Raw genomic sequence first — 14523 nt, 5'->3', positions numbered from 1 at the left:
TCCTCCCTTTTTTATTTTGTGCCGTATTTATGATTAATAAATAATGTTTGTACTAATTGTGCAAGAGCTGAAACCATCCAGTATAAACTCATACCCACTTGCCAGTTAAGAGCAAGAACTACAATCATAATAAGTGATGAATACATCATCATATTTGCTTGATTAGCAGGTTGTTTTTCATATGAACGTTTACGAAGTTTTTGTTTTGCAAGATATTGTGGCAAGAACATTGAAAGGAACTGTGATATTGCCATTAGAATGAAAATTACAATGATAATAATATTTCCTTGAGTAAATCCTTGCATCGGCGTTACTTCTAGAGTTTGTCCAAATACCGTAGCATTAATGATGGCTTCTGAACGCATAACAGCTTGATACATTGCAATCATAATTGGTAACTGAAGGAATGTTCCACCTAAAGCACCCATTGGATTAATTTCATGTTTTTCAAACAACTTTTGCATTTCAGTAGCTTTTTGAAGTTTTGCTTGTTGATCATTTCGACCTTGATACTTCTCTTCAATTCGAGCTTGTTCAGGACCAATTAATTGCATTTTTTGTTGTTGAACTGTTGCTTTAATTGAACCTTTGATTGTAATAAGCTTAATAATCAATGTTACAACAACAATTGAACCAATGGTTCCGATGTATTGTGAGAAAAAGTTTAATGCTTGTGCAATTGGCCATACAAAGAGCGCTCCAAACCATGTGTCGGTACCCCATGACCATGCATCACCTAAACTAATAATCTTGTCAGCGTATACTTGTTTCGTTTGTGGATCAATAACTTGAGTACATCCGTTAATGCTAATAGCAAAATACTGAATATAATCAGTTTTTTATATTTTTTCATATCTATCTCTAATCTAAAATACTCACTTTACATTTTAACCGTTTTTATTAGGTTTTCCAAGTCTTTTCGATTTTCCTCATAACTCTGTTCGTAATATTTTTTTCGAACTAGAACGATGTAATCGTAAGGTGTATCAAACATGTTGATGTCTTGGAGCATACTTCTTATTTGACGTTTTGTTTTATTGCGCACTACTGCATTTCCTAGTTTTTTAGGTGCTGCAATTCCATATCGCGAGTGATTTTTAGTTTTTTTATTTATATATACTGTAAAAGCTTTGGTATTTTTAAATCGACGAGCCCCCATGATTTTTTGGAATTCCGCTGCTTTTTTTACTCTATATTCTTCTCTCATTTTTTTCACTTCCATTATGACAAAAAAGTCACCCATAAGGGTGACTGTTATGCAGATAACACTTTTCTTCCTTTTGATCTACGACGTGAAAGCACGCGGCGACCGCCTACTGTTTTCATACGGGCTCTAAAACCATGGACCTTTTGGTGTTTCCGTTTGCTCGGTTGATAAGTTCTCTTCATGAAAACCACCTCCAGTTCTTTATATATACGAAGAGCAAATGCTTTAAAATTATATAAGAAATACTTTTCAATGTCAATAAAGTGCCTTAAATAACGTTTTGATTATCTGATTCACCATCTAATTGATACTATTTCATTCTAACTTTATAGAATTATCATCGCTATTGTAACACATTCATCTTTCAATCACGATATTTTTTTCAATTTTTTTTATTGATCGGAGCGCCTTTAAATAATTCACAGGTAATAAAAGAGTGAGCATTCCTCTTTAAAATTAGTTGATGCTTGCCCTTTTATTACCAATATCGGATTATTTTCGTTCGAAAATGCTTGTGGTTATCCACTTTTTCATGCATATGCAACGAAATGTTGGTAACTCTATCGGATTCGTGGGATAAATTTAGTGGAAGATTTTAATGATTAAAAAATCAGTGGAAAACTATAAACCATCTTTTATACGAGTTCATAACAATGTTTATCAACAGATTGTGGATAGTGTGGATAAATGCATCATACCCTTTTATAAGTAGCTATTTTCATGTTGAGATGTCTGCGTATAAATGACAAAAATCAAGCTCTACATTTTTTGTCAACGCTATGTTGAGAATGTATTTAAGAAGTCCACAATTTATAAACATTCATAATTTTGTGGACAACTGTGGATAACTATCAAAATAAGCATTAGAATAGCCGTATTCCACAGTAGATTATGTGGATAACTTGTTGGGAGTTTTTTTGTCTATGGAATTGTATTCTAAATTTGATATTATAGAACTTGCAAAGGGGTATTTGAATATGACAACTATGAAATTTTATTTAGAAGATGTGTGGGGAAAAGTAAAGCTTGCGATCAAGGAAAGCAATCATTTCGATGAGCCCATTTATAATACTTACATCGAAGATACAAACCTTGCTGCGTTGGATGAGACAAAAGCGATTATTGTGGTCCCAACCTATCTCCAAAAAGTAATTCTTTCTGAAGAAATTCCTTTTTTAAATGATGTTATTAATCAAATTTTAGATAAAACATCTATGGTTTGTGAGGTTCTGCTTGAAAATGAATTCAAGAAAAATATCTCCGTTCAAGTTCCTGTTCAACCTCAAATTCCAGTCGTTGTTCGCAATGATGGCATTGCCCCAAATCAAACTTTTGATAATTTTGTCGTAGGTCCAAGCAATAAAGAAAGCCATTCTGCAGCATTAGGGTGTGCGTATCGCCCTGGACAATTTTATACGCCCCTATTCATTTATGGAAACTCCGGTCTAGGAAAAACACATCTTTTAAATGCAATTGGAAATTACATCAAAAAACTAAATCCAGATGCACGTGTCCTTTATACGTCTAGTTCAGATTTCGTTAGACAAGTTGCTAATTCAATACAGAATCGCACGATTGAAGACTTTAAAGAACAAATGTATAATCTCGATGTCTTACTTATTGATGATATCCAGTTCCTCGCAGGTAAAGAAAAATCTCATGAGATCTTCTTTCATATCTTTAATGAACTTATTTACAATAAGAAACAAATTGTTATTACAAGTGACCGCCTTCCTACCGAGATAAAAGGTCTAGAAGACCGCTTAATCAGTCGATTTTCTTCAGGTCTTTCGGTCGGTGTTGATTCCCCGGAATTTGAGACCTCACTTGCCATTCTTGAATTGAAAATCAAACATAAAAGTGTTGATCCAGGATTATTTGATGAAGATGTTTTAAGCTACATCGCCTCTAATTTTTCTAAAGATGTCCGTATGCTAGAAGGTGCCTTAAATCGACTGATCTTTTTCTCGATTGAGTTTTCTCAAAATGATCATATTGACATTAACATCGCAATGAACGCCTTTAAAACAAATGGGGAACCTATTAAAACAAATGAATTGGATACAAAGACCATTAAACGGATTGTTGCAGATTACTATGGGTTAACCCAAGCTCAGCTTGTTTCAAAGGCTCGAACCAAAGCAATTGCAAATGCCCGACACATTGCAATCTACTTATGTCGTAAGCATCTTGATTTGCCTTACAATAAAATTGGTGAGGATTTTGGAAAACGTGATCACTCTACAATTATTAGTGCTTGTGACAAGATTGAAAAGAAACTTAAAACGGACCAAATGCTGGCTCGTGCTGTTTATGAACTTGAAGCCAAAATTAAATAGTTATCAACAGTTATCCACACTTTAATAACACCGTTTTTCGTAAGTATTGTCGCTTGTTTAGAGTGTTTTATACAAGTTATACACTTATCCACAGGCCCTAGTAATACTAATTAATTATTTAATACTAATAAACATATCGCCTTGGAGAATAATTTACTTAAAAGTTCTCGCAGTGATCCATTTATTTTTATAAAAAAGAATATAATAAAAAGTACATAATATGATATAATTAATACAATAGTGTTTATCATTTGGAGGGTTATATGAAGTTCAATATAAAGAAACAATCATTTTATAAAGCATTGTCCTCTGTAGGACGTGCAGCATCTACACATTCACCATTACCAATTCTTTCAGGAATTAAATTTGAATTAAGAGATGATGCTATAACATTAATTGCAAGTGATTCTAATATTTCAATTAAAGAAGTTCTTTATGCGAATGACGAAAATAAATTGAACGTATATGAAGAAGGGGAAGTTGTTTTAGAATCTCGTTATATTCTTGAAGCAGTTCGAAAACTTGATAGCGATTTTATCGACTTTGAAATCATTGATGGTGCTTTAACACGTATTAGTGGAAATAAAGCAGAATACAACATCAATGGTAGTAAAGCAGAACTTTATCCAACAATTGATTTTACAAAACCAACAAAAGAATTTAAGATGCCAGGCTTTAAACTTTCTGAAGTAATTCAACAAACTGCTTTTGTTTGTTCGACAAGTGAAGATCGTCCAATATTTACTGGAGTAAATTTTAAAGCAGATGGGAATGTTATGAATTGTGTTGCTACGGATAGTTATCGATTAGCCAAAAAATCAATTGAACTTCCTACACCAATGTATTTTAATATATGTATTCCAGCAGTTAACCTTTATGAAGTAGCAAAAACGATTAGTGATAATAAAGATGTTCATATTGCTGTTTCTGATAAACTTGTTCAATTCTATGTCGATTCAACGTTAATTCAATCCCGTTTAATTGATGGATTATTCCCCGATGTTAATCGATTAATTCCTTCGGAATATGGTTTTGAACTCACAGTTAATAGTCACGATATGATCAGTGCAATCGATCGATCCTCTTTCTTAAAGAGTGATGGATATTGGACTGTTAAATTGGAGGCATCCAATGATGGTGTCCTAATTAGTTCTAAGTCACAAGAAATTGGTAGTTCAGAGGAAATTTTAAGACCGATTGATTATATTGGTGGTAACTTAAAAATCTCATTCAGTGGACGTTATATGATTGAAGCCCTTAAATCATTTAAAACAGATATCGTTAAGATTTTATTTGTGGGAGAAATGCAAGCGTTTATTCTTAAAAACCCAGAAGACGATTCAATTGTCCAACTTGTTTTACCTGTAAGAACATTTGATTAACGATTATGTTAAAGAATCAAAGACATTTACAACTTATCCACTATATTGATTTGCATCAATTTGCTAAAGTTGAAGAGCTTGCACAACTTGTGGATGTTTCCGAAATAACCGTTCGTCGAGATATTAATGAGTTGGATGAAAAAGGGTTAGTTCATAAAGTACATGGTGGTGCGACATCCATCACAATTCGTGATTATTCAAATGATGTTGAATTACATACTCGAAATGATGTGAATTCAGAAATCAAAGACCAACTCGCTAAAACAGCTGCAGCGTTGGTTAAGCCGAATAGCGTCGTGTATCTTGATGCAGGAACATCTGTTTCGCGGATGATACCGTATCTTAAAGATAAGCATGTTACTGTGTATACACATGGATTGCATCATGTTGACGCGTTAGTTCAATTTGGTATTGAGTGCTATGTTATCGGTGTATTTGTGAAGCCGACAACTCGTGCAGCAGTGGGTGGATTAAGTACTCAATATCTAAAGCAAATGAATTTTGATCAATCCTTTATCGGATTTAATGCTTTGGATGCAGATTTTGGTTTTTCCACAACGGATGAAATGGAAGCAGTAACAAAATCTACGATTGTTGCTCAATCATCGCAGGTATTCTTTATTGGGGATAGCTCTAAGTTTAATAAGCGCTCCAGTGTGAGTTTTGCGTTATCAGATGATGGATTGCTCATTACGGATAAAGATCCAGGCGAAGCATATAAAAATTATGATATTAAAATACAAGGTGAACACTAAGTTCACCTTTTTTTATAATTTGAATATAAATGATATTATATGATAAATAATGTTTGAGACCACTTACATATTGTGTTATTCTATATTTAGGAGGAAATTAATATGATTTATATCGTTACACTTAACCCTTCGATTGATTACCTAATGACACCTAAAACGTTATCACTTGGCGTTACCAATCGTTCTCAAGAAGAACAGATACGTATTGGTGGAAAAGGGATTAATGTTGGTATTGTTTTAAACAATCTGGGACAATCTTCTACATGTATTGGTTTTCTTGGAGGTTTTACAGGGAATCATGTTCGTGAAGAATTGAAAAAATATCCTCTGCTTGTTGATGGGTTTATGGACGCAAACAATCCAACCCGCATAAATATTAAACTCGATTATAAAGGTGAGACTGAAATTAATGGTAGTGGTCATCCGATTGATGACGCTTTAATTGAAGAACTTTCCACATTTATCACGACACTTACTCCGAATGATTTTGTAGTCTTAACAGGAAGTGTTGCATCGGGCATGTCTTACGACTGGTATGTCTCAGTTTGTGAGGCATTGAATAAACAAAATATTCCCTTTGCAGTAGATGTCAGTTCCGATAAACTCATCGATATGATCGCTTATCATCCGCTTCTTATCAAACCGAATCAGGATGAAATTCGTGCTATTCTTGGCATCGAAGAAAACGATTTATCATTAGAACGTTTAATAAGTGAGTCAAAAATACTTATTGAAAGGGGGGCTCGTAATATCATTGTCTCACTTCGATCACAGGGATCTCTATTGATAACTGAAGATGCATGTTATCGAGCTTACGCGCCGGAAGGTGTATTAGTGGATTCTGTAGGTGCTGGAGATTCTATGGTTGCTGCATTTATTTATGGTTATGTAAATAAATATTCATTACTTGAATCGTATCAGTTAGCGTGTGCTGCGGGAAGTGCAACTGCATTTTCGGACCATCTTGCATCAGCGACATCAATATCTGAATTAAATGAAAAAATAATTATCGAAAGGATCGATTAATAATATGAAAAATATAACTCAAGTTTTAAAACCAAATCTTGTTATTTTCGAATTAAATGCATCATCTAAGGAAGAAGTCCTATCTGAAATGACTCGAAAACTAAGCAAAGAGGGAATTGTTTCAAATGAACTGTCGTTTATCGAAACACTTAAAGAACGCGAAGCCATTAGTACAACGGGTGTTGGAGATGGTATTGCAATCCCTCATGGTCGAAGTTCAGTCGTATCAGAATCTGTTGTCGTCTTTGGTCGAAGTGATAAGGGCATCGATTTTGATTCTATGGATGGTGAGCCAGCCCATTTGTTCTTTATGATTGCAACTCCAGAAAATTCTGGGGATGATCATTTAGCGATTTTATCTACATTATCAGGTTTACTCATGAAATCAGAAGTTCAAGAAGCATTAAAAACTGCTTCAACGTATGATGAACTTGTGGCGGCTTTTGATGTTGATCAAGAAGAAAAAGAGAATAATGATAAGAGTGAATCTTTTGTAGTTGCGGTAACAGCATGTGCAACAGGGATTGCACATACGTATATGGCAGCAGAAAAGCTTCAAGAAACAGCTAAAAACAAAGGAATCGCAATTAAAGTCGAAACAAACGGTTCTTCGGGTGTAGGAAATCGCTTGACACAAAGTGATATTAATAATGCTGATGCAGTTATTGTTGCCGCAGATATTAATATAGAGATGAATCGCTTTAACGGTAAAAAATTAATCAAAGTTCCGGTTGCTTCCGCAATCAGTCATCCCGATTCTCTTATTGATAAAGCATTAACAGAATCGGAAATCTATACGTCATCATCTTCTGTAACATCGAGTGAGGAAAATGAAGGCAGTAATCTGTATAAACATCTCTTAAATGGTGTATCACACATGCTCCCATTTGTTGTAGGGGGCGGTATTCTAATTGCGATTGCATTTATGCTTGACCAATTGATGGGAGTTCCAACTACAGAATTAGGACAGCTTGGTTCATATAACGCATTTCCAGCGATTTTAAAAGATATTGGTGGGCAAGCATTTGGATTTATGTTGCCTGTACTCGCTGGTTATATTGCTTACAGTATCGCTGATCGTCCAGGACTTGTTGTAGGGTTTGTTGCTGGAGGTATTGCTTCGGCAGGTGGAGCAGGATTTTTAGGGGCATTAATTGGTGGTTTCTTAGCGGGTTATGCAATGAACATGATTAAAAAACTCCTTGCAACGCTTCCACAAAGTCTTGATGGTATTAAGACAATCCTCTTGTATCCCGTTTTAGGTGTACTTGTGACCGGTTTATTAATGGTTTTAATTAATATACCGATGAAGTCCGTAAATGAGGCGATGAATGGCTTCTTAAATGGTTTATCAGGTACCAATGCAATATTTTTAGGTGCATTATTAGGTGGTATGATGGCTGTAGACCTTGGTGGGCCAATTAATAAAGCTGCTTATGTGTTTGGAACGGGTACGTTAGCTGCAACTGCCGCAGGGCAAGGTAGCGCTGTTATGGCTGCTGTTATGGCAGCAGGGATGGTTCCACCACTTGCTGTTTTTGTTGCTACACTGTTCTTTAAACACAAATTTAAAGATGAAGAACGTCAAGCTGGTATGACAAACTTAATTTTAGGTGCTTCGTTCATTACTGAGGGAGCGATTCCATTTGCATCCAGTGATCCCCTTCGTGTTATTCCAAGTTTCTTTGTGGGTTCTGCCTTGACAGGAGCCTTGTCATTAGCATTTAATATTACCGTTAACGCACCACATGGAGGTCTCTTTGTGATTCTTCTTGTGAGTCAGCCACTCTTATATATTCTATTTATCATTATTGGTTCGATTGTTAGTGGGCTTTTAATGGGTATTTTAAAGCGTAATTAGTTCTTTTTTAACACAATTATCATGAAACCACATTTGGTTTAAAGAATGTGGTTTTTTGTGCGTTATATGAGCCGTAAAAAGATGATTTTAATTCGTTTTTATAGTATAATAATAAGGTAATAAAAAGGTAATAAAAAGGATGGGTGCTATGAAAAAAGAGACTCAATATATCACTTTAGGGCAATTTCTAAAAGTGGCGGATTATGTTAATTCAGGTGGAGAAGCGAAACACCTCATTCATACGTTTTCGATTCAAGTAAACGGTGAAGAAGAGAACCGACGCGGTAGAAAGTTGTATCCTGGAGATGTTGTTGTAATTAACGGTAATAAACACGAAATCACAACAGAACATGAAGGTTAAAAATCTTGAATTAAGGCAATTTCGAAATATTTCGAATCTCAATCTATCATTTAACAAAAACATAAATGTTTTTGTAGGGGATAATGGTCAGGGGAAGACGAATATTATCGAGTCGCTTGTCTATCTTTCTTCAGGGCGATCCTTTCGTGTTAATTCGGATGAATATCTCATTCAATACGGTAAGGAATTTTAAGTGTTATTGCCGATATTGAGGATCAGAATAATACTCAAAACCTTAAGGTAGTACTCAGTACTGCTGGAAAGTATCTTCAAGTAAACCAACAACCATTAAAAAAAATGACCGAGTTTATCGGTCGTTGTAATGTTGTGCTGTTTAATCCTGAGGATATTAACTTTTATTCTAATAGTCCGAGAAAAAGACGAAGAGAAATTGACTTTGAATTGGGGAAAATGTCAAAGCGGTATCTCAATCAATTAAGTTTGTCGAATAAGTTTCTATCAGAACGCAATGCGTACTTGAAAAATAAAAGTGTTGATCGAGATTATCTAGAAATTTTAACGGAAAAATTAGTGGATGCGTCTATTTTGATTATTGAAATGAGAGCAAAATTTGTTCAAGCGCTCAATCCAATCATTAATCACTATTATCATCTACTCACTGATTCTGATGATCATATCGTTCTACATTATAAAGCACCGATTACACTCGAAGGGGATTTGAAGGTGCAATTATTATCAAAGATGCAAGATTCATTCCAACGTGACTGTGATTTTAAAGTCACACAGAATGGAATTCACCGCGATGATTTTATTTTTATGATAAATGATATTCCTGTTGTGAATGTATCATCTCAGGGACAAAAGCGAATGCTTATAATTGCTTTTAAACTTGCGATTGTGGAATTGATTTTTCAAAGTCGTAAAACTTATCCAATTTTGTGTTTAGATGATTTGTTTTCTGAATTGGATAATGTCAGACGTGAGCGTGTTCTAAACGTGTTACACGAAGAAATGCAAGTATTTATTACTACTACAGATTTAGATTATATTAAATCCAAACGCGATAAGACGGTCTTTAAAGTTGTTAGTGGTAATGTAGAGGAGGTTATTTAATGTCGAATACAAAAGTAGATCATTCATATACGTCTTCCGATATTCAAGTTCTTGAAGGATTGGAAGCGGTACGTAAACGACCTGGGATGTATATTGGTACAACTTCATCCCGTGGTTTACATCATTTGGTTTGGGAAATTGTAGATAATGGGATTGATGAAGCTTTAGCTGGATTTGCGACAGAAATTGTTGTGAATGTCGATAAAGATAATGTAATTTCTGTATCAGATAATGGTCGTGGGATTCCAATTGGAATTCATGCGAAAACAGGCGTTTCAACAGCTGAGACGATCTTTACAGTACTCCATGCCGGAGGAAAATTCGGTGGTGGTGCATATAAAGTATCGGGAGGTCTGCACGGTGTTGGGGCTTCTGTTGTTAATGCGTTGTCAGAATGGTTGGAAGTTAAAATTTATTTGGATGGTACAGAATACTATCTTCGTTTTGAAGAAGGTGGAAAAGTAGCAATACCACTTAAAGAAGTTGGTAAAACAGATAAAAAAGGAACAACGGTTCGATTTAAGGCTGATCCTACTATTTTTACGGAAACAACTGAATTCTCACATGATATTTTACGTGATCGTTTACGTCAAATTGCATTTTTAAATAAGGGAATTAAACTTGTTTTCCAAGATGAACGTGAACCTGAAGAAACAATACATCTTGAATTTATTTACGAAGATGGGCTCCGTGAATATGTTCAGTATATGAATGCGAATAAATCTCCAATACATGAAGAGATTGTTTATTGTGAAGGAGAAGAAGAAGGAATACTCGTTGAAGTATCAATGCAATATAATGATGGTTTTACGCCAAACATTTATTCATTCTGTAATAATATTAATACACATGAAGGTGGAACCCATGAAGATGGGTTTAAACTCGCATTAACACGTGTAATTAATAATTATGCAAAAGATCACAATCTACTTAAAAAGGATGATGATGGATTTTTAGGGGACGATGTTCGTGAAGGACTCACCGCAATTATTTCTGTAAAACATCCTGATCCTCAATATGAAGGACAAACTAAAACTAAACTCGGGAATAGTGAAGTGCGTAAGATTGTTTCTAGTGTCTTTGGTGAGCAATTAGAACGTTTCTTGATGGAACATCCGGATGACGCTAAAATCATCGTAGATAAGGCTGCAATCGCATCGAAAGCGCGTGTTGCTGCTCGCAAGGCGCGTGAGTTAACACGTCGAAAAGGGGCTCTTGAAGTTTCTTCTTTACCTGGAAAACTTGCGGACTGTTCAAATCGTAATCCATCTGAGTGCGAAATTTATATCGTCGAGGGGGATTCTGCGGGTGGTAGTGCTAAACAAGGCCGCGACAGCAAATTCCAAGCGATTCTACCGCTTCGAGGTAAAGTTATTAACGTAGAAAAAGCACGCCTACATAAAATATTTGATAACAATGAAATTCGTATGATGATTACAGCATTTGGTACGGGTGTATCAGATGAAATGGACATCGAAAAATTACGTTACCATAAAATTATTATCATGACTGATGCGGACGTCGATGGTGCACATATTAGAACGTTATTATTAACATTCTTCTACCGATTCTTAAGACCGCTCATTGAAAATGGATTCGTCTATATCGCGCAACCACCACTTTATAAGATTTCTCGTGGAAATAAGATTGCTTATGCCTATGAGGAAGAGGAGTTGGATGAACTAAAGGTCGAATTTGGAGACCGATTTAACGTACAACGATACAAAGGTCTTGGGGAAATGAATCCGGAGCAGTTATGGGATACAACCATGGATCCAGAAACACGTACATTAATACAAGTTACAATTGATGATGCAATGGAAGCCGATGTTATTTTTGAAACCTTAATGGGTGATGAAGTGGCACCGCGTCGTGAATTTATTCAGACGAACGCTGAATATGCTGATTTGGATATTTAGGAGGACACAATGGAAGATAATACACAAAGTTATGACAAAATAAAACAACGTAATATTTCTGAAGAAATGAAAAAATCATTCGTCTCCTATGCCATGTCGGTTATTGTTTCACGTGCGTTGCCAGATGTCCGTGATGGTCTAAAACCCGTTCATCGTCGAATCTTATACGCAATGAATGATCTTGGTATGACGAGTGATAAACCTTATAAAAAGTCAGCACGTATTGTTGGTGAAGTAATTGGTAAGTATCACCCGCATGGGGATACGGCTGTGTATGATTCAATGGTACGTATGGCCCAAGAGTTTTCATACCGCTATATGTTGATTGATGGTCACGGAAACTTTGGATCAGTCGATGGCGACGGTGCAGCTGCGATGCGTTATACCGAAGCGCGTATGTCTAAAATTTCGATGGAATTAATTCGTGATATCAATAAAAACACCGTTGATTTCATTGATAACTACGACGGTGAAGAACGCGAACCTGCAGTGCTTCCGTCACGTTTCCCAAACGTTCTCGTTAATGGTGGAACCGGAATTGCGGTTGGTATGGCAACAAACATCCCTCCTCATAATCTTGGCGAAGTTATTGACGCAACGATTGCACTTATCGATAATCCAGATATTACAATTAAAGAATTAATGGATGAATACATTTTCGGACCCGACTTCCCAACAGGTGCGCTCCTATTAGGTCGTAGTGGTATTAAGTCAGCATTTGAAACAGGACGCGGTTCTGTAGTTATGCGGGCTAAAGTGGATATCGAAGAAATGAAAAACGGGAAGCCACGTATTGTTATTTCTGAAATTCCATATCAAGTAAATAAAGCCACATTAGTTGAAAAAATTGCTACTCTTGTTCGTGATAAAGAAATTGACGGAATTACCGATTTAAGAGATGAATCAAACCGTGAAGGAATTCGTATTGTTGTTGAATTACGAAGAGAAGTTCAAGCAGAGGTTGTCTTAAATCAACTTTATCGTCTTACTGCCCTCCAATCATCTTTTGGGGTAAATATGCTTGCGTTGGTGAATGGCCGTCCCGAGCTCTTAAATCTATTACAGGTATTAAGTCATTATCGCGACCATCAAATTGAAATCGTTACACGTAGAACACAATTTGAATTGAAGAAAGCCGAAGATCGGGCACATATTCTTCAAGGGTTGATGATTGCACTTGATCATATCGATGAAGTAATCTCAATTATTCGATCATCTAAAGACGATCCGGAGGCGATTACCCGACTTAATGAAGCATTTGACTTAACAGAGATCCAGTCTAAAGCGGTATTAGATATGCAATTACGTCGTTTAACTGGGTTACAACGTGATAAAGTCGAGAGCGAATTTAATGAATTAACAATTCTAATTATTGATTTAAAAGATATTTTAGCGAACCATGATCGCTTACTTACCATTATTAAAGACGAATTGACCGAAATTAAAACAAAATTCGGTGATGATCGCCGTTCAGAAATCGTAGAAGCGGATATTGACATGTTGGATGAAGATTTAATTCCGGTGGAAGATATTGTTGTTACGATGACTATGAATGGTTATATCAAGCGAACAACAGTTGATTCATTCAACACACAAAACCGTGGTGGGAAAGGTGTACGTGGTATTAGTACTTATGATGAAGATACAGTGGATCAATTCATTGCAATGTCGACGCATGACTATCTACTACTCTTTACAAACCTTGGTAAAGTCTACCGTATTCGTGGATTTAATGTACCGTCTTCAAGCCGAACATCAAAGGGGATACCTGTTGTAAACTTATTGAATCTTGCAGAAGGAGAAACCGTTAAAACGCTCGTGAAAGTTGCCAAAGATGATGAATCGAGATATGCATTCTTCGTTACAAAGCAAGGTATAGTGAAACGAGTTGAAGTTCAAGAATTTGAATCGATCCGTCAAAACGGTAAAATTGCAATTACGTTACGAGAAGATGATGAACTCGTAGGTGTTCGTATGACTAACGGGGACAACGAAATCATTATCGGAGGAAGCAACGGTAAAGCTGTTCGATTCGATGAGAATGAGGTTCGTTCAATGGGACGTACAGCGTCAGGTGTTATTGGATTCAATGTTGATGAAGGTGAAGTTGTAGGGATTGCGACGGATCGTGAAGGTCAATATATTTTAGCGGTAACTGAAAAGGGATACGGTAAGCGTACAGACATTTCGGAATACCGCCGTACGAAACGTGGTGCTAAAGGTGTTAAAACAGTAAATATTACTGAGAAAAACGGCGAACTTGTTTCATTACGTGCAGTTAACGGTGATGAAGAAGCATTAATTATATCAAACGAGGGTACTGTTATTCGAACAGAGATTAGCAATATCGGAATCTATGGACGTTCAACAATTGGTGTAAGATTGATTAATGTTGGTGAATCGGATTCTGTTTCTCAAGTAGCAATACTACAACCGACAGTTGATGAGGAACCCGAAGACGATCAAACGAACGAACCGGAAGTACAAATTGAAAACAAAGAAATAGAAATAACCGAATAAGCAAAGCAAGGATAAAATCCTTGCTTTTTTTCTTTCGATTCTATTTGACTTAAAATATGATAATCGCTATAATTTACTT

General features: G+C 35.8%; 13 protein-coding genes and 1 other annotated feature (1 of these 14 cut by a window edge). Of the genes, 10 read left to right on the top strand and 3 right to left on the bottom strand.

Annotated elements, in window-relative coordinates; all coding sequences use genetic code 11:
• Positions 1 to 11: 11 nt before the first annotated feature.
• The 3 genes from yidC to rpmH form a co-directional block, all read right to left on the bottom strand.
• Entirely contained in the window at positions 12 to 614 is a 603-nt protein-coding gene (yidC, locus tag EEI45_RS01640; protein WP_267128133.1) for a membrane protein insertase YidC, read from the bottom strand.
• Between the two features lie 266 nt (positions 615 to 880).
• A complete protein-coding gene (rnpA, locus tag EEI45_RS01635; RefSeq protein WP_228410441.1) occupies positions 881 to 1222 on the bottom strand; it encodes a ribonuclease P protein component in 342 nt (113 codons plus the stop codon).
• A 32-nt stretch (positions 1223 to 1254) separates the two neighbouring features.
• Positions 1255 to 1389, bottom strand: a complete 135-nt coding sequence (gene rpmH, locus EEI45_RS01630) for a 50S ribosomal protein L34 (RefSeq protein WP_003774176.1) — start codon at positions 1387 to 1389, stop codon at positions 1255 to 1257.
• 795 nt (positions 1390 to 2184) lie between these two features.
• On the opposite strand from rpmH, the gene dnaA reads away from it, so the two are divergent.
• The 10 genes from dnaA to gyrA all read left to right on the top strand — a co-directional run bounded on the left by dnaA (position 2185) and on the right by gyrA (position 14444).
• Positions 2185 to 3546: a chromosomal replication initiator protein DnaA gene (gene dnaA, locus EEI45_RS01625; RefSeq protein ID WP_125163882.1), complete on the top strand. Its 1362-nt coding sequence runs from the start codon at positions 2185 to 2187 to the stop codon at positions 3544 to 3546.
• Between the two features lie 263 nt (positions 3547 to 3809).
• Complete coding sequence (gene dnaN / locus EEI45_RS01620; protein ID WP_125163881.1) at positions 3810 to 4928, top strand: DNA polymerase III subunit beta; 1119 nt, start codon at positions 3810 to 3812, stop codon at positions 4926 to 4928.
• Between the two features lie 5 nt (positions 4929 to 4933).
• A complete protein-coding gene (locus EEI45_RS01615) occupies positions 4934 to 5683 on the top strand; it encodes a DeoR/GlpR family DNA-binding transcription regulator (RefSeq protein ID WP_125163880.1) in 750 nt (249 codons plus the stop codon).
• Between the two features lie 102 nt (positions 5684 to 5785).
• A complete protein-coding gene (locus tag EEI45_RS01610) occupies positions 5786 to 6709 on the top strand; it encodes a 1-phosphofructokinase family hexose kinase (protein ID WP_125163879.1) in 924 nt (307 codons plus the stop codon).
• A 4-nt stretch (positions 6710 to 6713) separates the two neighbouring features.
• Positions 6714 to 8570 carry a PTS fructose transporter subunit IIABC gene (locus tag EEI45_RS01605; RefSeq protein WP_125163878.1) on the top strand — a complete coding sequence of 619 codons (1857 nt, stop codon included), beginning with the start codon at positions 6714 to 6716 and terminating at the stop codon, positions 8568 to 8570.
• A 139-nt stretch (positions 8571 to 8709) separates the two neighbouring features.
• The gene (locus tag EEI45_RS01600) at positions 8710 to 8931 is read left to right on the top strand and encodes an RNA-binding S4 domain-containing protein (RefSeq protein WP_125163877.1); all 222 of its coding nucleotides are present in this window, start codon (positions 8710 to 8712) and stop codon (positions 8929 to 8931) included.
• Positions 8921 to 9124 (top strand): AAA family ATPase, encoded by a 204-nt coding sequence (locus EEI45_RS08855; RefSeq protein ID WP_228410440.1) that lies wholly within the window; start codon positions 8921 to 8923, stop codon positions 9122 to 9124. The genes EEI45_RS01600 and EEI45_RS08855 overlap by 11 nt, the downstream gene beginning before the upstream one ends.
• Positions 9118 to 10005, top strand: coding sequence for a DNA replication/repair protein RecF (gene recF, locus EEI45_RS01595; RefSeq protein ID WP_323368224.1), 888 nt, complete (start codon positions 9118 to 9120; stop codon positions 10003 to 10005). The genes EEI45_RS08855 and recF overlap by 7 nt, the downstream gene beginning before the upstream one ends.
• A complete protein-coding gene (gene gyrB / locus EEI45_RS01590; RefSeq protein WP_125163876.1) occupies positions 10005 to 11924 on the top strand; it encodes a DNA topoisomerase (ATP-hydrolyzing) subunit B in 1920 nt (639 codons plus the stop codon). The genes recF and gyrB overlap by 1 nt, the downstream gene beginning before the upstream one ends.
• Before the next feature lie 9 nt (positions 11925 to 11933).
• On the top strand, positions 11934 to 14444 hold the full coding sequence (gene gyrA, locus EEI45_RS01585) for a DNA gyrase subunit A (RefSeq protein WP_125163875.1): 2511 nt from the start codon (positions 11934 to 11936) through the stop codon (positions 14442 to 14444).
• A 77-nt stretch (positions 14445 to 14521) separates the two neighbouring features.
• Positions 14522 to 14523 (top strand) — a binding site (T-box leader) (it continues 187 nt past the right edge of the window).

This window comes from Erysipelothrix piscisicarius (assembly GCF_003931795.1).
In the GTDB taxonomy this organism is placed as follows: domain Bacteria; phylum Bacillota_I; class Bacilli_A; order Erysipelotrichales; family Erysipelotrichaceae; genus Erysipelothrix; species Erysipelothrix piscisicarius.
Note: the sequence above shows the minus strand (reverse complement) of the source record. Positions and strands in the feature narration are given on the sequence as shown.